The 25,045-nt window shown below is 55.5% G+C and carries 22 protein-coding genes; 13 read left to right on the top strand and 9 right to left on the bottom strand.

The features are described from left to right. Positions 1–25: 25 nt before the first annotated feature. Both hrpB and pepB read right to left on the bottom strand, forming a co-directional pair. Positions 26–2,473, bottom strand: coding sequence for an ATP-dependent helicase HrpB (gene hrpB, locus QWF21_RS03690; protein WP_330086689.1), 2,448 nt, complete (start codon positions 2,471–2,473; stop codon positions 26–28). 96 nt (positions 2,474–2,569) lie between these two features. Then, the gene (pepB, locus tag QWF21_RS03685) at positions 2,570–3,865 is read right to left on the bottom strand and encodes an aminopeptidase PepB (RefSeq protein WP_330086688.1); all 1,296 of its coding nucleotides are present in this window, start codon (positions 3,863–3,865) and stop codon (positions 2,570–2,572) included. Positions 3,866–4,086: 221 nt separating this feature from the next. Here pepB and dksA point away from each other — a divergent pair, with 221 nt between their 5' ends. From dksA to QWF21_RS03645, 8 genes are all read left to right on the top strand, one after another. Next, the gene (gene dksA / locus QWF21_RS03680) at positions 4,087–4,536 is read left to right on the top strand and encodes an RNA polymerase-binding protein DksA (RefSeq protein WP_330086687.1); all 450 of its coding nucleotides are present in this window, start codon (positions 4,087–4,089) and stop codon (positions 4,534–4,536) included. A 1-nt stretch (position 4,537) separates the two neighbouring features. Then, on the top strand, positions 4,538–5,431 hold the full coding sequence (gene gluQRS / locus QWF21_RS03675) for a tRNA glutamyl-Q(34) synthetase GluQRS (protein WP_330086686.1): 894 nt from the start codon (positions 4,538–4,540) through the stop codon (positions 5,429–5,431). Between the two features lie 121 nt (positions 5,432–5,552). Next, the gene (pcnB, locus tag QWF21_RS03670) at positions 5,553–6,965 is read left to right on the top strand and encodes a polynucleotide adenylyltransferase PcnB (RefSeq protein ID WP_330086685.1); all 1,413 of its coding nucleotides are present in this window, start codon (positions 5,553–5,555) and stop codon (positions 6,963–6,965) included. After that, on the top strand, positions 6,962–7,471 hold the full coding sequence (gene folK, locus QWF21_RS03665; protein WP_330086684.1) for a 2-amino-4-hydroxy-6-hydroxymethyldihydropteridine diphosphokinase: 510 nt from the start codon (positions 6,962–6,964) through the stop codon (positions 7,469–7,471). Before pcnB ends, folK begins: the two co-directional genes overlap by 4 nt. 73 nt (positions 7,472–7,544) lie before the next feature. Then, positions 7,545–8,339, top strand: coding sequence for a 3-methyl-2-oxobutanoate hydroxymethyltransferase (gene panB / locus QWF21_RS03660; protein WP_330086683.1), 795 nt, complete (start codon positions 7,545–7,547; stop codon positions 8,337–8,339). Positions 8,340–8,342: 3 nt separating this feature from the next. Then, complete coding sequence (panC, locus tag QWF21_RS03655; RefSeq protein ID WP_330086682.1) at positions 8,343–9,185, top strand: pantoate--beta-alanine ligase; 843 nt, start codon at positions 8,343–8,345, stop codon at positions 9,183–9,185. Further along, entirely contained in the window at positions 9,186–9,500 is a 315-nt protein-coding gene (gene cutA, locus QWF21_RS03650) for a divalent-cation tolerance protein CutA (RefSeq protein ID WP_330086681.1), read from the top strand. A 75-nt stretch (positions 9,501–9,575) separates the two neighbouring features. Then, positions 9,576–12,251, top strand: a complete 2,676-nt coding sequence (locus tag QWF21_RS03645) for a DUF2339 domain-containing protein (RefSeq protein ID WP_330086680.1) — start codon at positions 9,576–9,578, stop codon at positions 12,249–12,251. Between the two features lie 56 nt (positions 12,252–12,307). Here the strand turns inward: QWF21_RS03645 and QWF21_RS03640 are convergent, their stop codons facing one another. The 5 genes from QWF21_RS03640 to QWF21_RS03620 form a co-directional block, all read right to left on the bottom strand. Continuing rightward, complete coding sequence (locus tag QWF21_RS03640; protein ID WP_330086679.1) at positions 12,308–12,625, bottom strand: hypothetical protein; 318 nt, start codon at positions 12,623–12,625, stop codon at positions 12,308–12,310. Between the two features lie 57 nt (positions 12,626–12,682). Continuing rightward, positions 12,683–13,957 carry a type II toxin-antitoxin system HipA family toxin gene (locus QWF21_RS03635; RefSeq protein WP_330086678.1) on the bottom strand — a complete coding sequence of 425 codons (1,275 nt, stop codon included), beginning with the start codon at positions 13,955–13,957 and terminating at the stop codon, positions 12,683–12,685. Continuing rightward, positions 13,954–14,283, bottom strand: a complete 330-nt coding sequence (locus QWF21_RS03630; protein ID WP_330086677.1) for a helix-turn-helix transcriptional regulator — start codon at positions 14,281–14,283, stop codon at positions 13,954–13,956. Before QWF21_RS03630 ends, QWF21_RS03635 begins: the two co-directional genes overlap by 4 nt. Positions 14,284–14,407: 124 nt before the next feature. Next, positions 14,408–17,065 carry an aconitate hydratase AcnA gene (gene acnA, locus QWF21_RS03625; protein ID WP_330086676.1) on the bottom strand — a complete coding sequence of 886 codons (2,658 nt, stop codon included), beginning with the start codon at positions 17,063–17,065 and terminating at the stop codon, positions 14,408–14,410. A gap of 105 nt (positions 17,066–17,170) precedes the next feature. Further along, positions 17,171–17,914 carry a ferredoxin--NADP reductase gene (locus tag QWF21_RS03620; RefSeq protein WP_330086675.1) on the bottom strand — a complete coding sequence of 248 codons (744 nt, stop codon included), beginning with the start codon at positions 17,912–17,914 and terminating at the stop codon, positions 17,171–17,173. 163 nt (positions 17,915–18,077) lie between these two features. Between QWF21_RS03620 and QWF21_RS03615 the strand changes: the two genes are divergently transcribed. Genes QWF21_RS03615 through frdD form a run of 5 tightly spaced genes read left to right on the top strand, consistent with a single transcriptional unit; the run spans position 18,078 to position 22,320 of the window. Continuing rightward, positions 18,078–19,007, top strand: coding sequence for a prenyltransferase (locus tag QWF21_RS03615; RefSeq protein ID WP_330086674.1), 930 nt, complete (start codon positions 18,078–18,080; stop codon positions 19,005–19,007). Then, positions 19,007–20,809, top strand: a complete 1,803-nt coding sequence (frdA, locus tag QWF21_RS03610; RefSeq protein WP_330086673.1) for a fumarate reductase (quinol) flavoprotein subunit — start codon at positions 19,007–19,009, stop codon at positions 20,807–20,809. Before QWF21_RS03615 ends, frdA begins: the two co-directional genes overlap by 1 nt. Continuing rightward, the gene (locus QWF21_RS03605; protein WP_330086672.1) at positions 20,809–21,546 is read left to right on the top strand and encodes a succinate dehydrogenase/fumarate reductase iron-sulfur subunit; all 738 of its coding nucleotides are present in this window, start codon (positions 20,809–20,811) and stop codon (positions 21,544–21,546) included. Before frdA ends, QWF21_RS03605 begins: the two co-directional genes overlap by 1 nt. Further along, positions 21,543–21,944, top strand: coding sequence for a fumarate reductase subunit C (locus tag QWF21_RS03600; protein WP_330086671.1), 402 nt, complete (start codon positions 21,543–21,545; stop codon positions 21,942–21,944). Before QWF21_RS03605 ends, QWF21_RS03600 begins: the two co-directional genes overlap by 4 nt. Next, positions 21,931–22,320, top strand: coding sequence for a fumarate reductase subunit FrdD (gene frdD, locus QWF21_RS03595; protein ID WP_330086670.1), 390 nt, complete (start codon positions 21,931–21,933; stop codon positions 22,318–22,320). Before QWF21_RS03600 ends, frdD begins: the two co-directional genes overlap by 14 nt. A gap of 33 nt (positions 22,321–22,353) precedes the next feature. Here frdD and QWF21_RS03590 read toward each other — a convergent pair whose 3' ends face one another. Then, complete coding sequence (locus tag QWF21_RS03590; protein ID WP_330086669.1) at positions 22,354–23,298, bottom strand: hypothetical protein; 945 nt, start codon at positions 23,296–23,298, stop codon at positions 22,354–22,356. A 39-nt stretch (positions 23,299–23,337) separates the two neighbouring features. Then, positions 23,338–25,035: a pyridoxal-dependent aspartate 1-decarboxylase PanP gene (gene panP, locus QWF21_RS03585; protein ID WP_330086668.1), complete on the bottom strand. Its 1,698-nt coding sequence runs from the start codon at positions 25,033–25,035 to the stop codon at positions 23,338–23,340. Positions 25,036–25,045 lie beyond the last annotated feature (10 nt).

The raw sequence follows: 25,045 nt of genomic DNA, 5'->3' as shown, positions 1-25,045 counted from the left end.
CTGGTTTTTTTTGGACTTGGCCGCGTCATAAACTCATCGCTTTGGTGGTTCTGGTGGTGGGCATCGCTTGCGCCGGATCCTCCGGCCAGTAATGTTTTGGATAGCGCCCTTTCATTTCTTTACGCACTTCCCGGTACGCATTTTGCCAAAAGCTGGCCAAATCGGCGGTACGCTGCAAAGGCCGACGCGCTGGGGATAATAACTCCAGTGTCAGTGGCAGCTTGCCATTGGCCAGTACCGGCGTTTGCAACTGACCAAAGACTTCCTGCATGCGCACGGCAACCAAAGGTCCACCATCGGCCAGATAATCAATCGCCAGGCGACTGCCGGTCGGTGCCTGCCAATGGGTTGGCACAAAGCTGGCCAATTGCTGCTGCGCCGTATAATCCAGCCGGCTTTGCAGCGCTTGCAGCACTGGTAGCTGCTTGAGTTGCTGCAGGCTCTGACAATCTTGCAGCCAGGGCCCCAGCCATTCATCCAGATTGGCCAGCAACTCATCCGCTTGCCAGCCCGGCGCGCCATGCTCGGGGGCCAGTTGCTGCCAAAGACGAAGCCGAGCCAGCCATTGCTCACTGGCTGCACTCCAGGGCAATACCGCTAAACCACGCTGTTGGATGTAATCCAGCCAGGCCTCACGTCGCTGCTCGCTGCTCAATGCCTGCGGCGCAGGTTTGCGCTCTATAATGCAGGCACCAAAACGGCGTTGCTGCTCGCTGATGAAGCGGCCGCTTTGTGCATCAAAGGCACTGTGCAACTGCCAGTTGAGCTCATCGGCAAAGTACTGTTGCAAGGTCTGCAGAGACAAGCGCTCTGCCTGGCGAATAAGCAGGCCCTGGCTAGTAAGCTGTATACTTGCCACCAGCAGCAAAGGCTCTGTGGCTAAAGCATGCTCTGGCGGCAGCACCGCCCCGGCGCCATTGGCCAGCAAATAGCCTTTACCGCGCTTGACCGCCACCCGATCCGGATAGGCAAAGCACAACAACGGCACCAGTAAGTCCTGGGGCAGAGCGCCGCCAGGCTGACCTTTAAGCTGGCGGCACCACTGCTCTGCCTGCAGATAAGCCGCCGATTTTTTTTGCTGTTGCAGCCGCTGTAACTGCCCCCAAAGCGGGCTATCGTCCCGGCTTTGTTCCAGCAGCACAGCCAATAGCGCCGCCAACCAGAGTGCGCGCTGCTCACCTTGTCGCTCCAGCTCTTCAGCCCGGCACATCATGGCCGCCAGCCGTGGCTCGGTGCCGAGGCTAAGCATACGCTGTCCCAGTGGCGTGATTTTAAGAGCGCCTGATAAAGCACCCAGTTGTTGCAATAGGGCCTCCGCCACTGCCAGATGCGCCTTAGGCGGCGGGTCCAGCCAAAATAACTCATCAGCTTGCACACCCCAACCGGCCAGCTCCAGCCGCAATGCTGTCAGCTCGGCTTCCAGTACATCCGGCGGGGTAAAACTGGCGCGGCGCTGCCACTGGCTCTCGCTATCCAGCCGTACGCAAAGGCCGGGCGATAATCGCCCGGCCCGGCCGGCCCGCTGAATGGCCGAGGCTTTGCTAATGGCTGCGGTTTCCAGTTTCATCACCCCATGTTTCGGATAAAAACGCACCTTGCGGTACAGGCCACTGTCCACCACCAGACGGATGCCATCGATGGTTAAACTGGTTTCCGCGACATTGGTGGCCAGCACCACTTTGCGCTGACCTTGCGGGCAAGCGGCAATCGCCGCCTGCTGCTGTTGCAGCGTTAAACTGCCAAGCAGTGGGTGAACCTGCACTGAATCCGGCAGGCCTTGCTGCAGCAACCAGTCATGCGCTAACCGGATCTCGGCTTGGCCTGGCAAAAACGCCAACAAGCTTCCTTCTTCCTGCTGCAGCAATTGAAAGCAAAGCCGTGCCAGTTGCTGCCAGATAGGCTGGCGATCCGGGGTCTGGTAGCGAATGCTGACCGGATAACTGCGGCCTTCACTTTGTAGCACGGGCGCATTCAGTGCTTTGGCCAACTGCCCGGTATCCAGCGTGGCTGACATGATTAACAGCTTTAGATCCTCACGCAGTTGCTGCGCTTCCAAGCTGAGCGCCAGCGCCAGATCGGCCTGCAAGGAGCGTTCGTGAAATTCATCAAAAATGACCAAGTCCCAAGCGGTTAGCTCAGGATCCTGCTGAATAAAGCGGGTCAGCAGACCTTCGGTCACGATCAATAAGCGGGTGGCAGGACTGCTTTTGCATTCTAACCGGACCTGATAACCAACCGTTTGACCAACGGCTTCGCCCAGTTGCGATGCCATGTAACTGGCAATACTTTTCGCAGCCAGCCGCCGTGGCTCCAGCAACAAAATGTTTTTACCGCTAAACTCAGGTTGCTGCAACAGATAAAGCGGCAGCCAGGTAGACTTGCCGGCACCCGGCGGCGCCGACAGGATCACCCGCTGCTGCTGACGCAGTGCAGTCACAAGTTCACCGGCTATAGCAGCAACAGGGAGTTCCATCGCAGTTCGGGTCTCATCGGGGTTAGGGTCTCATCGGGGTTAGGGTCCCTGCCACTCGCTGTGACAGGGACATCTTAAAGCGCTGGCTGACAGCACTCAGGCTTTACCGGCTTCCTGACGCAGGGTTTCTGCAATGGCGCGGATCCCCATACCGGTGGCACCGGCAGCCCACAGGCCGGTATTGCTGCTGTTAAAGGCAGCGGCTAAATCAAAGTGCAACCAGCCTTTGCCACCTTCGGGTACAAAACGGCTTAAAAAACCGGCTGCATTGCTGGCACCACCAGTGCCACCGCCTTTCATCGGCCGGCTGTTGGCGGTATCGGCATAAGGCGACGGGCACTGTCCCTGATGCCAGGGAGCCAGTGGCAAGGGCCAGGTTGGCTCCTGTACCTGCTCCGCATAACCAAGCGCCCGCTGCTGCAGAGCAGTATCGAGGGCAAAAAGTGCATTGTAATCATTACCCAGCGCCACCATAGCGGCTCCGGTCAAGGTAGCGGCATCAATAATTAAAGGAGCACCGGTCTCAGAGGCGTACAAGAGGCCATCGGCCAGCACCAGACGACCTTCCGCATCGGTGTTCAGAATCTCCACCGTGGTGCCATTTTTATAGGTCAGAATATCGCCCAGTTTGTAAGCATGACCGCTGATCAGATTTTCCGCGCAGCACAGCACCAACTGCACCCGGCGCGACAAGCCTTTTTGAATAGCCAGGCCGAGCGCCGCCGCGACCGTTGCCGCCCCACCCATATCGCATTTCATATAGGACATCGACTCGCTGGGTTTGATGGAATAACCACCACTGTCAAAGGTAATGCCTTTGCCAACCAGCACAGCATCAACAGGTGCATCGACCTTGCCGGTCGGATTGTAATCCAGTACCAGCATCACCGGCGGTCGCTCACTGCCACGGCCAACGCCATGAATACCAACCCAGCCTTCAGCCAGCAACTCATCGCCGCGAATGATGCGATGGCTAATCGCATCCGGGGCCAGCGGCGTTAAAAATGCGATGGCTTCATTGGCCAGAGCTTCAGGCGATAATTGCTCCGGTGTTTGATTGGTAACCTGACGGGCCCAACCAAAACAACTGGCCAGTTGCTGCAATTGGGTAGCATCCGCGCCTTGCCATTGCACGCCGGTCAGTTTTTTTGCCGAGGTAAAGCCCAGATAAAAAGCCCACTGCAGCTCCAGTGTCCAGCCTTCACCGCTTAGCTCTACCTGTTCAACACCCAGGCCATCAAGCTGGCGGGCGGCTTTTTGAATGCTTCGGGCCGGGAATTTGGCATCCAGATGAATCTGAAAACCTTCAGCCGTTGGCGTCAGGCTGACTTTTTTGCCCCACTTCTCAGCAGCGGCATCGGGTTGCAACGTAACACGAATCATATCCGTCATAAAAACTATCCTGTATCAGCGGAAGGGATAAAGTAACCAAGATTGTACCATGCTGCGACCAAAAGTCAGATCCATCAACATCGGTCCAGTTTCGGCAACGAAAACAGATGACGGGCGGATGTTCACTCTGTATACTTCTGCGTCTTTAATTTGCGATGTGCCTGATATTCTGTTATGAATATCCGCCATTTTTGCTTGGCTGTATTGTACAGGAGATGACTATGCCAGAGGGCAAAGCAAACAAACCGTTGGGGCTGCTCGCCTTAGCCGGAGTGGAGCCTTATCAGGAGGCTGTGGGCGAAGAGTACATGAACTCCAAGCAACGGGAGCATTTTCGGAAAATTCTGGATGCCTGGCGTCAGCAGTTGCGCGAAGAAGTGGATCGTACCAAGACCCACATGGCCGACGAAGCCGCCAACTTTCCGGATCCGGTTGACCGTGCTGCTCAGGAAGAAGAGTTCAGTCTGGAACTGCGCGCCCGCGATCGTGAGCGCAAGCTGCTGAAGAAAATTGAGAAAACACTGCAAAAAATCGAAGACGACGATTTTGGCTACTGCGACACCTGCGGTATTGAAATCGGTATCAAACGGCTGGAAGCGCGCCCAACCGCCGATATGTGCATCGATTGCAAAACCTTAGCAGAAATCAAGGAAAAGCAACTCGGCGGCTAAGATGCCAACGCTTGCCTCTCCTCCTGTGGGCCGGTTTGCTCCATCCCCGTCCGGCCCGCTGCATTTTGGTTCACTGGTAGCAGCACTTGCCAGTTACCTGCAGGTTAAATCCAATCAGGGTCAGTGGCTGGTTCGGATGGAAGATATTGATGAGCCACGCAGCCAGGCTGGTGCCGCCGACAGCATTTTGCGCAGTCTGGAGCAGTTTGGTTTGCTGTGGGATGGTCCTATCTGGTACCAAAGCCAGCGCAAGGCCCGTTATCAGGCAGTTTTTGACCAGCTGTACCAGCAGGGTTTGCTCTATGGCTGTGATTGCCCGCGCAAAGCCATTGCTGCCAAGGGTGGCCTCTACAATGGCCATTGCCGTCAGCGCCAGCTTCATCCCAAACATCCAAAACCACTGGCCTGGCGCTTGTGCGGCTCCTCGATAGCTACTGAGTTTGACGATCTGGTGCTGGGTAAACAGCGACTGGAACCGCAGTTTTGCCAGGAAGACTACATCATCAAACGCCGGGATGGCCTCTTTGCCTACCAGTTGGTGGTGGTGGTCGATGATATGGATCAGGGCGTGACAGAAGTGATCCGTGGCGCTGATTTACTCAACATGACCACGCGCCAGCAACGGTTGTTTGCCCAGCTTGGCGCCGCAGCCCCCGTTTATGGCCATATCCCACTGGCCAGCAGCAGCCCTGGCCATAAGCTCAGTAAGCAAAATCATGCGCCGGCACTGGATGCCAGCCAGGCGGTGCCCTTATTGCTGCAGGCCCTGCAGTATCTGGGGCAGCCGACACCCGCTGAGCTGGAATCCGCTTCCGTAGCTGAGCTGATTGCCTTTGCCGTCAATCACTGGCGCTTGGAACAGGTGCCCAAACAGACAGAAATCCTGCTCAATTGATAGAGTTGATGCGTTTTTATTGCACGGTTTGGAAAAAAATGCGGTAAAATAACAGCCTAAATGACTCAATGCTGCCAAGGCAGCCTTTAACACGATTCAGGAGCTTGCCATTATTTCCCGTGTGCTCGATTTTTGCCGGCGCAATCTGCGCAAAGGCGCAAAAGCTGAAAAACAAGCTGCTTTGGTCACCCATAGCGTTTTGCCTCCGCTTAAGCGGCTTAGCCGCGACCAACACCCGATTTCCCGCAAGCAAATCAGCCCCAATGCGCTGAAAGTATTGTACCGCTTAAAAGATGCCGGCTTTGAAGCCTATTTGGTTGGTGGTTGCATTCGCGACTTGATGCTGGGGCTGGAACCTAAAGATTTTGATGTGGCCACCAATGCCAAACCGGAAGAAGTCCGGCAGGTGTTTCGCAATTGCCGGCTGATTGGCCGGCGTTTCCGACTAGCGCATGTATTGTTTGGCCGCGAGGTGATTGAAGTTGCGACCTTCCGTGGTCATCACAGCCAGCCGGATGAAAATGAAGAAGGCCAGCATCAGTTGTCCAAAGCCAGCGAAGAAGGCCTGATCCTGCGTGATAATGTCTACGGCACCATCGAAGAAGATGCCGAGCGCCGCGATTTCACCATCAATGCGCTGTACTACTCGATCAACCACTTTGAAGTGCTGGATTTCGCCAATGGCATCGAGGCCATTGCCGAGCGTAAAATTGAGCTGATTGGCGACCCGGAAACCCGTTACCGGGAAGATCCGGTACGGATCCTGCGTGCCATCCGTTTTGCCACCAAACTCAATATGCAGATAGCGCCAGCGACCGCCGAGCCTATTCCGCAGCTGGCGTCCTTGCTAAAAAGCATACCACCAGCCCGTTTATTTGAAGAGTTCCTGAAACTATTTATGGCCGGCAAGGCCTTCGACAACTTTATGCTGATGAAGCAATACGGCATCATCAAGCAATTGCTGCCATCCTTGCACAAAGCCATTGCCCAGGAGCCAGAAGGCAAAGTCTTCCAGTTGGTTAGCCAGGCGCTGCAGGATACCGATCAACGGGTGGCCGATGATAAACCGGTCACCCCGGCATTCCTATTTGCCGCCTTCTTGTGGTATCCGGTCGAGATCCGCAGCCAAACCCTGCAGCTGGAAAGCGGCCTGCCACCGGTGGATGCACTTAATATTGCCATGGCTGAGATCTTAAGTGACTTGCAGCAACGCATTGCGCTGCCAAAACGCTTTAGCCTGGTGACTCGGGATATCTGGTCGCTACAAAGCCGGTTGGCCCGTAGTCGCGGCAAGCGGGCACTGACTTTACTGCAACTGCCAAAATTCCGTGCCGGTTACGATTTCCTGCTGCTGCGGGCCAAAGCCGAAGGCGGCGACTTGCAACAACATGCCGACTGGTGGCAACGTTTTCAGCAGGAAAACGAGAGCGGCCAGCAGCAAATGCTGCAACAAGCCGGCCCCGCCGCTGGCGAGAACAAACCGCGGCGCCGTCGCAATTACAAACGCAAGCGCAGCAGTCAGCCGAAACCATGAATGCTTTGGGTAAGCAACGTTGCTTTATTGGCCTGGGTGCCAATCTTAACAACCCTATGGGTCAGGTTCGTGCGGCCATCAGCGCGCTGGCTGGCGTGCCGGACAGTACCCTTGGCCGGGTATCCTCGCTTTATGGCTCCAAGCCCATGGGGCCGCAGGATCAGCCCGATTATGTCAATGCGGTGGCTGAACTCTATACGGAGCTGTCCCCATTGCAGTTGCTGGATGCCTTGCAGCAGATTGAACAGCAGCAAGGCCGGGTTCGCAAAGACGAGCGTTGGGGGCCCCGCACGCTGGACTTGGATCTGTTACTCTATGGCAATGAACAATGGCAATGCGAACGTCTGACGGTACCCCATTACGGCCTGGCCGAACGCGAGTTTGTGCTCTACCCTTTGCAGGAGATAGCCGCCGACTTGCAGTTACCGGATGGCCGCAGCATTAACAGCTTGTGTCAACAGGTACCGCACCGTGGGTTAGCGGTGGTGGCTCCGGCCCCCTGTTAAAACAGACTTGCAGCGCACCCCGCTTTATGACAAGGTGCGCAGCGGATTGATTGAAAGAGGTCAGAGCAGATAAATGGCTAAAATTACCACCGCCGTACTGCAAAAAATGAAACAGCAAGGCGATAAAATTACCTCCTTAACCGCCTACGATGCCAGCTTTGCCAAGCTGTTTGCCGATGAAGGCGTTGAAGTGCTGTTGATTGGCGACTCACTGGGTATGGTGCTGCAAGGCCATCGTGACACCCTGCCGGTCACGGTGCAGGACATCGCTTACCATACCCGCTGTGTGCGCGCTGGTGCACCCGATGCCTTTGTCATTGCCGATCTGCCCTTTATGAGTTACGCCAGCACCGAGCAGGCCTTTGCTTCCGTTACCCCGCTGATGCAGGCCGGTGCCAATATGGTCAAACTCGAAGGCGGTGACTTTTTACTGCCTACCGTCAAAGCCCTGACCGAGCGCGGTGTGCCGGTGTGTGGTCACTTGGGTTTAACGCCGCAATCGGTGCACATATTCGGTGGTTACAAGGTGCAAGGCCGCAGCAACGAGCAAGCCGATGCCATGCTGCGTCAAGCCAAAGCACTGCAAGAGGCCGGAGCACAGTTGCTGGTCCTTGAATGCATCCCGGTCGAGCTGGCCAATCGCATTACCGCAGCACTTAGTATTCCGGTGATTGGTATTGGTGCAGGCTCAGGTACCGATGGTCAGGTGCTGGTGATGCACGACTTGCTTGGTATCAGCAGTGGCTACATACCAAAATTTTCGAAAAATTTTTTGCAGCAAACCGGTGAAATCCGCTCAGCCATCCGCCAGTTCGTGGCCGATGTCAAAAGCCAAAGCTTCCCAGCTGCCGAGCATACTTTCCAATAAACTATGAAGATCCTAACCACCATCGACAGCCTGCGGGCTGAGATTGCCAGCTGGCGTAAGGCTGGTGAGCGCATCGCCTTTGTCCCCACCATGGGCAACCTCCATCAGGGCCATTTGCGCCTGGTCGAAGTAGCGAAACAGCATGCTGAGCGGGTCATCGTTAGTATTTTCGTCAATCCAATGCAGTTTGGGGCCAATGAAGACCTGGACAGCTACCCACGTACGCTGGACGACGACTGCCAGGCACTGCAGCAGCTGCAGACCGATGCGGTCTTTACCCCAACACCAGAGCTGATTTACCCGCGCGGCTTAAGCGAGCAAACCTTTGTTGAAGTCCCCAAACTGGGCGATCATCACTGCGGTGCCAGCCGGCCCGGGCACTTCCGTGGTGTGTCCACTGTGGTCTGCAAGCTGTTTAATCTGGTGCAACCGGATATCGCCTGCTTTGGGCAAAAAGATTACCAGCAACTGGCGATTATCCGTCAGATGGTGGAGGATTTGTCCTTTCCTATCAAGATTATTGGTGTGCCAACCGAGCGCGCAGCCGATGGTTTGGCGCTGAGCTCCCGCAATGGCTATCTAAGCGCAGAGCAACGCGCTCAGGCGCCGGTTATGCAACAGGTGCTGCAACAGGTGGCAACACGGATCAAAACGACCGATGCCGATTTTCGCAGCATCGAAACCGCGGCCAAGGCCCAGCTTAAAGCCGCCGGCTTTCAACCGGACTACCTGACCATCAGCGATCGCAGCAGCTTATTGCCAGCGGAACACCGGCAGCAACCCCTGGTGATCCTGGCCGCCGCCTGGCTCGGCAAAACCAAACTGCTGGACAATCTGGAGGTGTAAGTGGCTGAGTACTGCCTGGTGATGACAACCTGCCCTAATCAGCAGGAAGCCGATCAAATCACCGCAGCACTGCTGCAGCAACAGCTGGCGGCCTGCATTCAGCAGCAAGCCGTCAGCAGTCACTACGTCTGGCAAGGAAAGCTGGAACAAAGCAGCGAGATTCTGCTGCTGATCAAAACCACCCGCCACTGCTACCCGGCGCTGCAAGCCGAAATCTGTAAGCTGCACAGCTATGATACCCCAGAGATAATCCAACTGCCGATAGAAGCTGGCTTTGCCGATTACTTACAGTGGGTAAAAGATAGCTGCCGCTAAGTTTCCAATTGCGCCCAGCTCTAAATCTACTTATGCTGAGCAATTGACAAAATTGTTACCACTGGATGGTTGTCGATGGAATTGTTGTTGGTGCTGTTATCCTTGGGTCTGTTGGCAGGCTCGGTCTTTGGCTGGGTGGCTTTTATTCAATTACAGACGGTTCGCCGGCAGTTGCAGCAGTTAATACAGCAACTTAAAAATCAGCCGGCCAGCGGGCAAGCGCTATCCGCTACTCCAACTGCGGCACCATCATCCCAACCACAGCCAACCGTTCACAACACTGCCATCCAACCAGCTTCGCCAGCAGCAGCCATACCAGGCAAGCCAGCAACCGAAGCATCGGTTACCAAAGCTGCAGTCAGCCCCACAATCACAAAAGCTGCCAGCGCTACGCCAGCGTCAGGCAACAACCAATGGCTGGCAACAAGCCTGAACTGGCTGGAGCAACAATTAATTCAACGCGGTATGGTCTGGCTGGGTGGCATTGCCATGGCGCTGGGGGGCGTGTTTCTGGTGCGTCATTCGCTCGATGCCGGCTGGTTTACCGCTGAGCTGCGTTTAATTGCTGCAGCCTTGCTTGGCTTTGCCTTAATAGCACTCAGCGAATGGCTGCACCAGCAAGACCAAAGGCGCTCCAGTCTGCAGCACTATGCACCAGCCGCGTTGGCTGGCGCTGGTTTTATTACGTTGTACGCCTGTATTTTAACGGCGGCGCAGTATTATCAGTTGCTGCCGCTGTGGCTGGCTTTTGTGCTGCTGGCCGGGGTGGCCTTGGCTGCCAGCTGGTTTGCTTTGCGCCAGGGGCCGGTGTTGGCGGTGCTTGGCATTGTCGGTGCCTACGCAGTGCCTGCTCTGGTCGCACAGGACACCGGTAATACCATTGCCCTACTGCTCTATATTGCCCTGGTCACCGTCTCATCCGTGCTGGTGGAACAGCGGGTCAAGCGCCCCTGGCTCTGGTATTTGCCGATGGCAGGCCATGGCTTCTGGCTGGCGGTTAGCTTTGTTGCGGCCACCAGCAGTACCCTCTGGTTCAGCTGGCTGGTGCTGGGGCTCAGCTTTGCACTGCTGGTATGGTGGCCGCAACTGGGGTATCGCGCACGCAGCCTGCAACTGGCTCACTTGCCTTTGGCCGAGTGGCTGCCGCTGCGCCGTGAAGATGTATTGGGCGGCCTTTTACTGCTACTGGCACTCTTGGTGCTGTTATTGACCTCGGCAGCGGTGAATTTCAGTGCCCTGTTGCTGCTGATGCTGCTGTTGTCTGCCGCCGCCTTTAGTCATAGCCGGACGGACTTTTGGCTGTGGAGTACATTGCTGCTGGCATCAGGCTATCTGCTGCGCCAGCCGGTGCATGCGCTGGTGGATACCACTCTGCCACTTCTGCTAAGCCCGGAGCTTCTGCCAGCACAGATCTTAGTGCTGTGGTGTAGTATCCTCCCCTTACTGGGTGGCAGTCTGCGCGCAGATCGTTTGCACTGGCACAGTGTGCTGGCCGTGGCACCGGTGCTGATGCTGGGTATCAGTTATGCTATTGCTGCCCCGGAGGTGCAAGCGCAGCTGCAACCACTATGGTTGGGGTATGCAGCTGTGCTAAGCATTGTGCAAGCCCTGCTTGGCCGCCGCAGCAGGCTGCCGCTGCGGGCTTTTATCCATAGTGCCGGCGCCAATTTTGCGCTGACCTTCTGTTTGGTGTTGCTGCTCAGCACAGCAGCGCTCACCATCGCCATCGCAGTGCAGTTGGTGCTAATCACCCTACTGAGTCGCAAGCAGCAATTACCGGTCCCGCTTTGGCTGATCAAACTGCTGGTTGGTCTGCTGCTGCTGCGCCTGACCGGCGCCGCCGTGCTCGATAGCTATCAGCAACTGACCCTGCTGGGGCTGCACTGGTCCTTTGTGCTCTACCCGGTGGTGCTGATGTGCTTTGTTGTAGCGCGCATCCTGTGGCAAAACAACGAACTGATCCCCTGGCTGGAAGGGGCCTGTCTGCATGTGCTGGTGCTCTTTGTGACGGTGCAAACCCAGTACTGGCTGGCTGCAGGCTCACCGCTTTCTGTGTTGTTTGAGCCTGCCAGCTTATCCCCCCTGACACTGGCTGTACATGCTTGCAACTGGTTGCTACTGGCCAACCTTTATTTGTGGCGTAGTAGTCTGGCCGGCTCTTTGCAGCAACTGTATCAAATTGCAGCTATGGTGTTGCTGGGTTTTGCTGCCTTAACACATGGCTATCTGAGCCTGGATGCCAACCCCCTGATTACCAATGCTGCCTTAGGTAACTGGCCTTTGTGGAATCAGTTGTTGCCGCTGTGGGGCATACCTGCCCTGCTATGCTTCCAGGCCGCCCGCCTGGTTCCAGCCGAGCTGCGAAAGCTGATGCTGGTGGTGGCCACCGGCTGTGCACTGCTGTTTATCAGCGCCAGCATCCGGCATTTCTGGCAAGACGGCAGCATTGGCATCGAGCTCTCGACCTCAATGGCCGAGCATTTCAGCTATTCCCTGGTGTATTTGCTGCTGGCTATTGCCACAGTGCTCAGCGCCCAAAGAATGCGCTGGCATCAGATCCGCAAAGCAGGCTTTGTGTTGCTCAGTCTGGTGACGCTGAAGGTGTTCCTGTTCGATCTGGCGGGTTTGTCCGGTGTGCTACGTGCACTGTCCTTTATTGGTCTTGGCTTTAGTCTGGTGCTGCTTAGCTGGTGGTTTCAGCGCAGCAGCGCCGCGCTTAGCGAAACTGAGGCTCAATCCATTCAGGGCTAACAGGGAATGGGATGGATCCGAGACTGCAGCCGATCATGCAACACGGCTGCCGGTCTTTAATCTTTGCTGTACTTGCCTGCAGGCTCACGCACTTTGCTGGCAACCACATCGGTTAAACCGCCGGAAACATACTTATGAAGTACGCTGGCAACCAGGGTCTGATAGGGCATGCCTTCTTGCAACGCCCTGCGTTGAATCGCTTCTAAATCCCGGGCAGAAATACGGATATTGATACGCTTGTCTTTTCGAACCGTACGCTCTGCCGCAGCAGACAATTCCGCTCGCCGTTCGGGCGTCAAAACCGACTTGAAGTCGTCACTTTCAAGGTCGAGCAACAGCTCGGCGTCGTCTTGATCCAGTTTTAGGTGGCTCATTTGGCCCTCCTTAGCTACTGCTTCGTGGCTTTGCGACTGGGATAGGTTGCACTCAACCTAATCAGCTTTTATCTGAAAGTCTTTGGGTAAATTTCGCCAGTGCTCTTTTAGCTGACGCTGGTGCTCGCCATTCATTGGCAGATCCTTGATGGCTTCTGGCCACAAGGCTCTAGCCTTTGTTATCACATCATCCAGGTGTGGTTTGATAGCCCGCCATGGGATCCCTGCTCGGTCTGCCCACCATTGAAAATTCGCCAGAGAAACGTCGTACCAGGCTTTGGTTTTGCCTAAATTAAGCGCAAACTGCTTTTCACCATCCATATAAACACTGGTGGTTAGGATATCGTAGGCCGGGGAAAGCCTTGGCGTGACTTGATCGCTATAGAGCAAGCTCCAGTTTTTCAGATGCGCATCACCATTAGCAAGCAGAATATTCACCAACAATCGTCTGGCAAACTGTTGTGTATCAGCCAGTCCGTCGCCGGAAAAGTCATAAAGAATCTTGCCGATTTGCTCATAACTTGCCGAGTTGTATTTTTCGTGAGGATACTTCACCAATACCTGGGCGAAATCTTCCATGTGAATACGCCGATCCTGCTCGCGGTCAAAACGCTTGATCGCAAAAGCCAGCTTTTCCCCCGGCAGGTTTATTTGCGGCAGATTATCCAGTTTATTCAGTTCAACCAGTTTGGTTTCAGGGATATGAATACCAACCAATGCTGCTAATTGCATCGCTGTATACTCGTTCAAGGGGACATCTTTGTGTCGGGTCGATGGAGTCTTTACAATCCAATCCCCCAGAATATCTCCATTGGCAAGCGTGTATCGCCCGTCCCTTTCCTTCATGGAAAACTTCATCTGAACCCCGGCCAGCGAAAACTTGTTTTCCTTTGCGCTGAGGTCAAATTTTACCGCTCTTACCTTACCATGCGCATTAAGCACCGTCGCTGGCACCTCTTCTGGCTCCATAGGCTCAGCAACTAAAGCACCAGGCAAATCGGCTCCCAAATAGGTAAGGAGCTGGAACTCCTGATCGGTATGAACCTTAAATCCTTGCGCAATCAACTCCCGCAGAGCTCCTTCTGGTAGCAAATTAGACAGGGTAGGATGCAACCTTTGGTTTCTCAACCAGGGTTCTGACATCAACTTTTCAGCTTTAGGAAAAACGGGGTGGGTAATCAAGCTAAATGTTGGTCGATGAATATCGTGCTTAAACGACTCAGCAAAACTTAAACTATTTCTGCCGCCCTGATAACCAACCAAGTAGCCTACCAAGCGGTTATGCAAGCTCAGCCTGAGTACCTTGACCTCCTCTGCTTGACTGGCGTTCACTGGCCATCCCTCAATATATCCTGCCATGGGTCATCAGCGAGACTTTTCTTGATCTGCTCGTGCTCTGGTGTTGAAGTGCTTAGACCAAATGCTGAAGGCTCTTGCTCCAACACCGCCAGTACGGCACTTAGCTTATCTTTTGGGATCAGCAGAAGCTCACTGTTCAAGCCCTTCGCGATTAGCTCCAACGTATCCAACCTGGGGTTTCCCTTGGATTCGAGTCGTTGGTATTGCTGGCGTGATATACCAACACGCAGCAGCATATCGTTCTGCTTAAGACCAAGCGTTACCCGGCGCTGCTTTATCTGCTGAAGTAAAGATGCCATCTAAGTAGTCATATAAGTTGCTTTTACACTATAAGAAACATATTAGTTGCCAAAAACAAAAAAAGCAACGAATAAGTTGCTTTTTAGGGTCAACAAAAATGGCCACAAGAGTGGCAATCACCCGCTATCTTTGCAATAGCTGCTCCAGCACATGCTGCAGAATGCCGCCGCTGCGGAAGTACTGCAGCTCGTTGTCGGTGTCGATGCGGCATTTGACCTGAAAGCGTTTTACTTTGCCATCGGCCCGTTTGGCTTCGACGGTGAGCAACTGGCCAACCGCCAGATCGTCGCCCAGCTCTGGCAGGCTGAAGCGCTCTTCACCGGTCAGTTGCAACACCTCAACGTTTTCGCCGTCGCTAAACTGCAGCGGCAGCACGCCCATGCCCACCAGATTGGAGCGGTGAATGCGCTCAAAGCTCTCAGCGATGACAGCTTTTACCCCGAGCAAACGGGTACCTTTGGCCGCCCAGTCGCGGCTGGAGCCGGTGCCATATTCCTTGCCGGCAAGAACAATCAACGGTTGTTTGTCATGCTGGTAGCGCATGGCCGCATCGTAAATCGCCAGTTGCTCGCCGGATGGAAAGTGTTTGGTCTCGCCACCTTCCACCCCCAGCAGCAACTGATTGCGGATGCGGATATTGGCAAAGGTGCCGCGCATCATCACCTCATGGTTGCCGCGGCGCGAGCCATAGGAGTTAAAATCCGCCTCAGCCACCCCCTGCTCACTCAGATAACGGCCGGCCGGCGAACTGGCTTTGATGGCCCCGGCCGGGGAAATATGATCAGTGGTGATGGTGTCGCCAAAGAGCGCCAGCACATAGGCATCGGTGATCGGCTCAATCTGCACCTTTTCACCAAAATCAGCAAAAAATGGCGGCTGCTGAATGTAGGTCGAGCGGTTATCCCAATGGTAGGTGCGTCCTTCAGTCACCGGCAATTCTTTCCAATGAGTATCGCCGCTAAACACATCGGCGTATTGTTTGCGGAACATAGCGCCATCCACCAGAGCCACCGCCTCGGCGATTTCTTTTTGGCTCGGCCAGATGTCTTTTAAATAAACCGGGCCATTTTTACCCTGCCCAATCGGATCCTCCGCCAAATCGATCAGCATGGTGCCGGCCAGGGCATAGGCCACTACCAAAGGCGGCGATCCCAGCCAGTTGGCTTTGACCTGCGGGTGAATACGGCCTTCAAAGTTGCGGTTGCCGGACAGCACCGAAGCCACGGTCAGATTGCCCTGTTCGACGGCATCGCTGATGGCATCCGGCAAAGGGCCGGAGTTGCCGATGCAGGTGGTGCAGCCATAGCCGACCAGGTGAAAGCCCAACTGCTCCAGCGATTTGGTTAAGCCGGCTTTATCCAGGTAATCGGTCACCACCTTGGAGCCCGGCGCTAAGGATGTTTTCACCCAGGGTTTTACCTCTAAGCCATGCTCAATGGCTTTTTTGGCAACCAAACCAGCGGCCATCATCACACTGGGGTTAGAGGTATTGGTGCAGGAGGTAATGGCGGCAATCACCAGATCACCGTGCTTCAGCGCATGCTCCATGCCGTCTATGGCAACCGCAGCCTGTTTGTTCTTCAGTTGCTCGATTTCCAGTTGCATCACCCCTTTGATATCAGGCAGGGCAACTTTATCCTGCGGCCGCTTTGGCCCCGCCAGCGCTGGTTTTACCGTGGCAAGATCCAGCTCCAGCACAGCACTGAAGACCGGCTCCTTGCTAACATCGTGCCACAAGCCCTGCGCCTGGCAGTAGGCTTTCACCAGGGCAATCTGCTGCTCGGAGCGGCCGGACAGCTCTAGATACTTCAGCGTTTCTTCATCCACCGGGAAGAAACCGCAGGTGGCACCAAACTCCGGAGACATATTGGCGATGGTGGCGCGATCGGCCAGCGGCAGGTGCGCCAAGCCCTCGCCAAAAAACTCGACAAATTTCCCCACCACCCCCTTGGCCCGCAGCATCTGAGTAACGGTGAGCACCAGATCAGTAGCCGTCGTGCCTTCCGGCATCTTGCCGGTGAGTTTAAAACCAACCACTTCCGGCAGCAGCATCGACACCGGCTGCCCCAGCATGGCGGCTTCGGCTTCAATGCCGCCCACGCCCCAGCCGAGCACGCCCAGGCCATTGATCATGGTGGTGTGGGAGTCGGTGCCCACCAGCGTATCCGGGTAGACCCAGGTATCGCCGTCTTTGTCTTCGGTCCAGGCCACTTTGGCCAGGTATTCCAGATTAACCTGGTGGCAAATGCCGGTGCCAGGCGGCACCACCCGGAAATTGCGAAAGGCTTTCTGGCCCCAGCGTAAAAAGGCATAGCGCTCGCGGTTGCGCTCGACCTCCAGCGCCACGTTATCGGCAAAAGCGTTCGCATTGGCGAACTTGTCCACCATCACCGAGTGATCGATCACCAGGTCCACCGCCGATAATGGGTTGATCAGTTCCGGATCGCCACCAGCTTTGGTCACCGCATCGCGCATTGAAGCCAAATCCACCACAGCAGGCACCCCGGTAAAATCCTGCATCAATACCCGGGCTGGCCGGTACTGAATTTCCCGACTGGAACTTTTATCCTGTAGCCAGGCCGGCATTGCCGTCAGATCATCGTACTGCACCGTCACCCCATCCTGATGGCGCAGCAGGTTTTCCAGCAGAACTTTCAACGACAAAGGCAACCGGCTGATATCCCCCAGGGTTTCAGTGGCTTTAGCCAGCGAGCAGTAATGGTACTCTTTGCCCGCTACGGTAAGACGGGCATCGCATTGGATTTTTTTTGAAGTCATCATGGTGCTCCTGCATCGTTGTTGTCATCAGCTTAGCGGACAGACGGCCAAGCAGCCACCTTGGCTCCGCTGCATACAGAATTCTCACTGCAGTAGGAAAGCATGGGGTCAGTTCCAGTATTGTTCAACCGTAATATGACCTGGCGTACGGCGCAGATTTTTGCGCAGGCCCAAGATTTCCAGCTCGGCCCGTACTGCTTTAATCATCTCCGGATTACCGCACAGCATCACTTGGCTGGTTAAATCAAATTGCGCCGCAGCAGCCTGTTGCAACTGCCGGTTTTGAATCAGCTGCGGTAAGCGCGCTTGCAGCGCATCGGGGTGTGATTCCCGGGTGACCACCGGCTGATAATGAAATTGGTCGGAGTAGTGCTGCTGCCAACTGGCGATCCGCTCACGATAGACCAGATCCTGCACCTGCCGTACGCCATGCACCAACACGATGCGTCCAAAGCGCTGCCAGGGCTCGTTGGTGGCCAGCATGGACAAATAAGGCCCGATGCCGGTACCGGTAGCAATCAGCCAGAGCGTATCGCCTGCGGGCACCTCATCCAGGGTAAAGAAGCCGGTTGCAGGCTGACTTACCCAAAGCCGGTCACCGGCTTGCAGTGCATGCAACCTTGGCGACACCTTGCCATCGGCTACCGGTGTCAGTAGAAAGTCCAGCTGAGAATCGCCAGGGGCATTGACCAGTGAATAAGCACGTTGCAGGCGCCCTTCTGCCGTTTCCACCGCCAGCCGGACAAACTGGCCGGCGATAAAATCAAAGCCGGGTACATTCACCCGCAAGCTGCATAAATCTGAGTGCCAGGCGTAATTCTCTGTGACTTCAGCCTCTACCCACTGCGCCATCAATGCCTCCTGTACTTGAGAATACCAGCTCAAAATAGCCGGTTAAATCAATCCACTACTTGGCAATAGCAATTTCTCCAGGGTTTATGTGTTAAGCTTGGGCTGGATCAAGAGCTGTCACGATTCATTGCTATACTCTAGCAGAATCATTCAGGAGGGATCTGTGTTTAAAATTTTCTTTGGTGTTGCCCGGTTACCGTTTTTAACTCTGACCGTCCTTTGCATCGCACTGGCTGCGGCTGGCAGCTGGTATCAGCAGGGTAGCTTCTCCATTGGCTTGCTGCTGTTGGTGCTGTTGATGGCACTGGCAGCACATATCAGCGTGAATGCCTTTAACGAATACTTTGATTTTCGCTCCGGGCTGGATTTTCTGACCCGACGCACGCCTTTTAGTGGCGGCAGCGGCACTCTGGTCGCAGCGCCAGAGCAAGCTCAGCTCGCGCTCTGGCTGGCGATTGGCAGTTTGCTACTGGTCAGTACCATTGGCCTTACGCTCAGTGCACTGATCGATTGGCGTCTGTTGTTGCTGGGTCTACCCGGGGTTTTGCTTATCTACAGCTACACCGATTACATCAACAAATCACCACTGCTTTGCCTGCTGGCACCTGGTATTGGCTTTGGTGCTTTGATGACACTCGGCGCTTACTGGGTGCTGACCGGCCAGCCCGATGCGCTGGCCTTAAGTTTATCAGCCTTGCTGGCACTGCTGATTAGCAACTTGTTGTTGCTGAATCAATTTCCGGATATCGAAGCCGATCGCCAGGTTGGCCGCCGTCATCTGCCCATTGTGTTGGGCCAGGCCAAAGCCGCCCGGGTGTTCAGTGCTTTGCTGCTGGCGTGTTATCTGCTGCTCGGCATTGCCGCCTGGCAAGGCTGGCTGCCTGCTGCCGCTTTACTGGGCCTGCTATCACTCCCATTGGCAGTACGTGTGATCCGATCGCTGCATCATGCGATCAATACAAGCCACCACAGTCAGGGCAAAGGCCAGGATCAACTGGCAGCCGTGCTCGGACACAATGTGCTGTTAACCCATGCCCTGCCCGCTCTGGTGTTATTGGGACTGGTGCTGGCGAAACTGCAAGGGGTAGCCTGATGCCTGAAATTGTCAAAACACTCAGCACCGATGTGCTGGTTGTCGGCGGTGGTGGTGCTGGCCTGCGCAGTGCTATCGCTGCCAGCGCAGCCAACCCTAAGCTGTCGGTGACCCTGCTGTCCAAGGTATACCCGATGCGCTCGCATACCGTAGCCGCCGAAGGCGGTGCTGCAGCGGTAACACTGGGCCACGACAGCCTGCAAGCACACTTTGACGATACCGTGGCTGGCAGCGACTGGCTGGCCGAGCAAGGGGTGGTGGATTATTTTGTCAAACACGCCTTTGAAGAGCTGGTGCAGCTGGAGCACTGGGGCTGCCCCTGGAGCCGGCAACAAAGCGGTGAGGTGCAGGTGCGGCGCTTTGGCGGCATGAAAACCGAGCGCACCTGGTTTGCCGCCGATAAAACCGGCTTTCATATCCTGCACACCCTGTTTCAAACCTCGCTGAAGTACCCACAAATTAACCGGCTGGATGAGTACTTTCTGCTGGATTTGTTGGTGCATGAACAGCGCTGCTATGGCGTGCTGGCGATTGAGATTGCCAGCGGCGAACTGGTGCAAATTAAAGCTGCCAGCGTGATTCTGGCCACCGGCGGCGCTGGCCGGGTCTATCAGTTTAATACCAATGGCGGCATTGTCACCGGCGATGGCATGGCGCTGGCCTACCGTCATGGCGTGGCACTGCGCGATATGGAGTTTGTGCAGTACCACCCAACCGGCTTACCGGGTTCCGGCATCCTGATCACCGAGGCCTGCCGGGGCGAAGGTGGCATCCTGCTAAATAAAGAGGGCTACCGCTACTTGCAGGATTATGGCCTGGGGCCGGAAACACCGCTGGGCAAGCCGCAGAATAAAACCATGGAGCTGGGGCCTCGCGACAAGTTATCTCAGGCTTTCTGGCACGAGCAGCAACAAGGCCGCACCATTTCACACCCGCAAGGCGAAGTAGTGCATTTGGATCTACGCCACTTGGGTCAGCGCTACCTGCTGGAGCGACTGCCTTTTATCTGCGAGCTGGCCAAAGCCTATGTCAATGTCGATCCGGTTAAAAGCCCTATTCCGATCCGCCCGGCGGTGCATTACACCATGGGCGGTATTTTAACCGATGCGAACTGCGCCACCAGCATTGCAGGTCTTTATGCGGTTGGCGAATGCGCCTCAATCGGGCTGCATGGTGCCAACCGGCTGGGCTCCAACTCTTTGACCGAACTGCTGGTGTTTGGCAAGGTAGCAGGGCGTGAAGCCGCCCGGGTTGCCAGTGAGCCACATCCGGCTGCTACAGACGCCTTAATCAGCAAACTGACTGAACAGGCTGTTAGCCCCTTGAAAAGACTACACAGCGGCAACGGCACCGAACGCTGGCACGAACTGCGCCAGCAACTGGCTGAAAGCATGGAGCAAGGCTGTGGTATTTATCGCTGCGAAGCTGGCCTGCAACAGACACTCAGCACCTTAGGGCAGCTGCAACACCGCTACCAGCAATTGCGCCTTGGAGATACCGGCAAAGCCTTTAATACCGAGCGGCTGCATGCACTTGAGCTTGGTTTTGGCCTGGATGTGGCCGAAGCCATGTGTCAGGCAGCGCTTGAGCGCAAAGAGTCGCGGGGTGCCCATCAGCGTCAGGAGCCAGGCCTTACCAACCGCAACGATCAGGACTTTCTGCGCCACAGTCTGGCCTTTTATCAAGCTGGCTCCGGAGCCCGCATTGAATGGCAGACAGTGGATACCAGTTTATCGCCACCGGCTGAGCGCCGCTATGGCGGTCAACCACAAACGGACAAGCCACCCAAGGAGAGCTGTTAATGCCAACCCTAGCGATCCGGTTGCAACGCTACCAGCCAGAGCAGGACAACGCCCCCCACTGGCAAGATTTTCGTGTCGAGTACGACGACAGTACCTCGGTGCTGGATGCGCTGGAGCAAATCAAAGCCGGGCAGGACAGCAGCTTAAGCTACCGCTGGTCGTGCCGGATGGCGATTTGTGGCTCCTGCGGTGTGATGGTCAATGGCGTACCCAAGCTTGGCTGCAAAACCTTTTTGCGCGATTACCCCAAAGGCCTGCAACTGGCTCCACTGGGTAATTTCCCGGTGGAAAAAGATCTGATCGTGGACATGTCGCGCTTTTTGGACCATTTAACCGCCATAAAGCCCTACCTGATTGCCGAGGCAGCGCCACCAGGCCAACCCCACCGGCAAACACCGGCCCAGCTGGCGCGCTATAAGCAGTTTTCCAACTGCATCAACTGTGGTCTTTGCTATGCTGCCTGCCCGCAGTTTGGCTTAAAGCCGGATTTTTTGGGCCCGGCCGCCATTGCGCTGGCGCATCGCTACAATCTGGACAGTCGCGATAGCGGCAAGGCTGAGCGCATGGCGCAACTAAACAGCGACAACGGCGTCTGGGGCTGTACTTTTGTTGGTTACTGCTCGACCGTTTGCCCTAAGGGCGTGGATCCTGCTGCGGCCGTGAATCAGGGCAAGATCGCCTCGACACTGGATGGGGTGATTCAGTGGTTCAAGCCGGCTAAGGAGCAAAGCAAATGAGCCGAAAACCCTATCAGCCAACGATGCCGGCCAGCTGGTGGTTAAAGCATCCGGCCTACCGCTTTTACATGCTGCGTGAAGCTACCGTACTGCCACTGCTGTTTTTTGTCGCCAGCCTGCTGTATGGCCTCTATGCACTGGGGCAAGGCGAAGCCAGCTGGCTGCAGTACCTTAGCTGGTTGCAACAGCCTTGGGTCATCGCACTGAATAGCCTGGCGCTGGTGGCCAGCTTGTTTCATGCCTGGACTTTCTTTGTGCTCTTTCCACAAGTGATGCCGCTGCGCCTTGGCAGCCGCACCTTGCCCGCCTGGCTGATGGTAAGTGCCCAGTGGGCCGGGGTGTTGCTGGTTTTCGTGGCGCTGTGGTGGCTGTTAGGAGGTTTGGATGCGCACCAATAAGCAAGACCCCCCTCAGACAACCCCACGCCGCTCGGATGAGCCTATCTGGTGGTCGCTGTTTAGTGCCGGTGGTGTTTGCGTGGCGATGCTGGTCCCGGCCATCGCCTTGCTGGTGCTGCTGGGCATCCCGCTTGGGCTTGTCAGTGCAGAGCAGCTCAGCTATCAGCGGCTGCATGCGCTGGTGTTTCATCCGCTGGGGCTGGGGGTGGTGCTGGGGGCCTTGGTGCTGCCACTGTTTCATGCCATGCATCGCATTCACCACGGCTTGCACGATCTGAAGCTGGCCCATGGCCAACTGGCTAAATGGCTGTGTTATGGCTGTGCAATCGTGTTGAGTACAGTGGCGATAGCACTCTGGCTACTCAGCGCCTTTTAAGATAGTCGGTGCTGTCTTAGCAGGCCTCAGCTACTACCAGCATTCCGCGGCCAATCGGGATAACTCAAACCACTCGGCTACTTCAGGGGGCATCTGTATTTCAATGTGTTCTGACTGACCACGCTGGCTGCGGTGAAAACGCCACTCAGCTTTCAGAGCCGCCAGTTGTTCTTCTGCCTGCTGAACTTCGTCCTCCGAGAATGCTAAATGCGCTAACCAGGAACCAGAACCCGCGGACATCTGCTGCAACACAGGAGTTACCCAGAGATCGAATTTTTTCTGAGCCAGCGCAGCAATCAGCAGCTCTCGATGTTGACTGAAGTATGGCTCAGGTAAGACACCATCCTCAGAATAAGTAAGCTCCAGCTGATTTGCCTCATCCAGAAAAAGCAATGCATTGATGGTGAAGGTGGTTGGCATATCCGCCAATGCTGCCTGATACAACCAAAACCGGGCCTGATGTCGATCCGGTTCTCGTTCTGGTTGTTGCTCAGAATCGGTCAGTTCAACGCCCGGCTCGCCATAATAAAGAGCCAAAGCACGCATCGCCAAGACATTGCCAGCCTGCGCTTCAAGCAACATACCAGCTTCGCCCATTTGCCAGAAAAAGTCTTCACTCCAGTTATTAAACATCAGGTCCTGCTGAAACCAGGTGTCCAGCTCAGAGCGTCCAGGGTGCGCATGTAACTCTTCCACGCCAGGGCAATGCAGTGACTCTGCAGCGCTTTGGTCTGCTGTTTCAGGCGGGCTAACATTCTCGTGCCATTCACGATCAGTCCGAGCGCCAGCCCACTCCGGCGACACCTCAGAGTCAAGCTGAGACAGTGTAGAAACAGCTGGGGAAGTTTGTGTAACAGCGAGTGACGGCTCTGAAAGTGGGGCTGGTACTCTTTGCTGCTGCGAAAGCTCCTGGCGACTTTGCAGCCACCAGAACACCAGCAACAGTGCAGCGCCCAGCAGCCAGAGTACTTTCTTCACCCACGTCTCCATGCATTCATCGTTACAGAACAGTCGCCTTTAAGCCGCCAGCTCTTTCACCCACTGCATCAGCTTGGGGTATACCTGCCGGCTTTGGCGGGCAATCTCAGTTTGCTCCTGCAGGATATCGTGCAGAATATCCCGGGTAGTCAGCGGGTTGGCAAGTACTACCCGGAATACGATCATTTCCTGACGCTGGTACTGCTCCGGTGTTAAGCGGGTACGGGACACAAAGGATTTGCCCTGCTCACGTTGCCGCTTTTGGATAAATTTAGTCAGGCTATTTAGCAGCTCGTTGATTTTTTCACGCTGCTCCGGGCTGGCTTTCTGCAAAGCCAGCTGGACTTCGGCTGGCACGTAACGATACGTCAACAGACACAGCTCAGGTTCGCTGATCAATTCGAACTCGTTATGTGCCTCAATCAACTCTGCAAAGTAACGAGCTTTTTCCAAACTGCGATTGATCAAAATTTCGTAACCATCGCGGCCAATGACCTGCAAACAGGCATGCACCAGCATTGCCATGCCGGGACGGGAGCCTTCCAACGTTTGGCTACCCAAATCTTTGGAGCCTTTACGCAAAATGTATTCGGCGTGGTGCTCAATCGCATGAGCGCTGGATGGGTCTTTAAACACCACCATGCCGGCGCCCATCGGCACATACATCTGTTTATGGGCATCGATGGTGACCGAGTCGGCCCGTTCAATGCCGCTTAGCAAGTGCCGGTATTTCTCCGACAACAAGGTTGCTCCACCCCAGGCTGCATCGACATGGAAACAACATTGCAGCTCTTGCGCCAAATCAGCCAGTTGATGCAAGGGATCGATGTTGCCAGTCTCGGTAGTACCAGCCACGCCAATCACCGCCAGCACCCGGATATTTTTGGCTTGCAGCTCGGCGCAAATGCGGCGCATCTCGGCCATATCGACCTTGTTGTTGCCATCGGTTTTAACTGCAATCAAATCATCACGGCCAAGGCCCAGCACATCGGTGGCCTTGCCCAGTGAATAATGGCCGCGCTCGGAGATCAACACCGCCAAACCATCGTAACCATAGTGCTTCATCGCACGGAACAAGCCTTCACGGGCGATGCCTCTAAAGTCGCCATCTGGTCCCAATAAGCGGTTTCGGGCAATCCACAAAGCGCTGATGTTGGCGATGGTGCCACCCGAGCAAAAAGCCCCCAGCGCGTGATTGGCGCTGTGCATCCACTTGCTGTAAAAACCAGCCTCTTGCTGATACACCAGGTGGTGCATCATGCCCAGCACCTGACGCTCCAACGGCGTAAAAGCTTTGGAGGTTTCAATTTTGACCAGGTTCTGATTCAGCCCCACCATCATTTTCGACAGTGGCAGCACAAAATACGGCAGGGCCGAAGTCATATGGCCAATAAAACTGGGCGAAGCAGTGTGCACCGAATGCGCCACCAGCTTTTCCATCATGGCATCGGCATAATCAGAAACAAATTGTGGCGCCAACGGGATCTGAAAATCCTGGAAGTCACGCTCGATTTGCCACAGCGGTTTTTCCACCGCCACAATGCTTTCGCGCAGGAATCCGGCCAGATTCTGCGATATATTCTGCTCAATTTTGCTGAGCGTGGAATCCGGCGCTTCCGGCACGGTAAAAATCCGCCAGAGTGCTTCTTCCGATGCTGTCGCCTGCCGTTTACTCACATCTATCCTGCTCGTTGACCCCGGCTCTTTGGCCGGTAAGGGTGCTACAAAAAAGGGCATTTACTTTACT

It is taken from the genome of Alkalimonas mucilaginosa (genome assembly GCF_036327005.1).
Classification (GTDB): Bacteria; Pseudomonadota; Gammaproteobacteria; order Enterobacterales; family Alteromonadaceae; genus Alkalimonas; species Alkalimonas mucilaginosa.
The sequence above is the reverse complement of the archived record's forward strand: the minus strand, read 5'-3'. Positions and strand labels throughout refer to the sequence as shown.

What these genes read in the sequence shown, in the direction of transcription:
- hrpB (WP_330086689.1), bottom strand. Translation starts at nt 2,473, where the DNA reads ATGGAACTCCCTGTTGCTGCTATAGCCGGTGAACTTGTGACTGCACTG.
- pepB (WP_330086688.1), bottom strand. Translation starts at nt 3,865, where the DNA reads ATGACGGATATGATTCGTGTTACGTTGCAACCCGATGCCGCTGCTGAG.
- dksA (WP_330086687.1), top strand. Translation starts at nt 4,087, where the DNA reads ATGCCAGAGGGCAAAGCAAACAAACCGTTGGGGCTGCTCGCCTTAGCC.
- gluQRS (WP_330086686.1), top strand. Translation starts at nt 4,538, where the DNA reads ATGCCAACGCTTGCCTCTCCTCCTGTGGGCCGGTTTGCTCCATCCCCG.
- folK (WP_330086684.1), top strand. Translation starts at nt 6,962, where the DNA reads ATGAATGCTTTGGGTAAGCAACGTTGCTTTATTGGCCTGGGTGCCAAT.
- panB (WP_330086683.1), top strand. Translation starts at nt 7,545, where the DNA reads ATGGCTAAAATTACCACCGCCGTACTGCAAAAAATGAAACAGCAAGGC.
- panC (WP_330086682.1), top strand. Translation starts at nt 8,343, where the DNA reads ATGAAGATCCTAACCACCATCGACAGCCTGCGGGCTGAGATTGCCAGC.
- QWF21_RS03645 (WP_330086680.1), top strand. Translation starts at nt 9,576, where the DNA reads ATGGAATTGTTGTTGGTGCTGTTATCCTTGGGTCTGTTGGCAGGCTCG.
- QWF21_RS03640 (WP_330086679.1), bottom strand. Translation starts at nt 12,625, where the DNA reads ATGAGCCACCTAAAACTGGATCAAGACGACGCCGAGCTGTTGCTCGAC.
- QWF21_RS03630 (WP_330086677.1), bottom strand. Translation starts at nt 14,283, where the DNA reads ATGGCATCTTTACTTCAGCAGATAAAGCAGCGCCGGGTAACGCTTGGT.
- acnA (WP_330086676.1), bottom strand. Translation starts at nt 17,065, where the DNA reads ATGATGACTTCAAAAAAAATCCAATGCGATGCCCGTCTTACCGTAGCG.
- QWF21_RS03620 (WP_330086675.1), bottom strand. Translation starts at nt 17,914, where the DNA reads ATGGCGCAGTGGGTAGAGGCTGAAGTCACAGAGAATTACGCCTGGCAC.
- frdA (WP_330086673.1), top strand. Translation starts at nt 19,007, where the DNA reads ATGCCTGAAATTGTCAAAACACTCAGCACCGATGTGCTGGTTGTCGGC.
- QWF21_RS03605 (WP_330086672.1), top strand. Translation starts at nt 20,809, where the DNA reads ATGCCAACCCTAGCGATCCGGTTGCAACGCTACCAGCCAGAGCAGGAC.
- QWF21_RS03600 (WP_330086671.1), top strand. Translation starts at nt 21,543, where the DNA reads ATGAGCCGAAAACCCTATCAGCCAACGATGCCGGCCAGCTGGTGGTTA.
- frdD (WP_330086670.1), top strand. Translation starts at nt 21,931, where the DNA reads ATGCGCACCAATAAGCAAGACCCCCCTCAGACAACCCCACGCCGCTCG.
- panP (WP_330086668.1), bottom strand. Translation starts at nt 25,035, where the DNA reads ATGCCCTTTTTTGTAGCACCCTTACCGGCCAAAGAGCCGGGGTCAACG.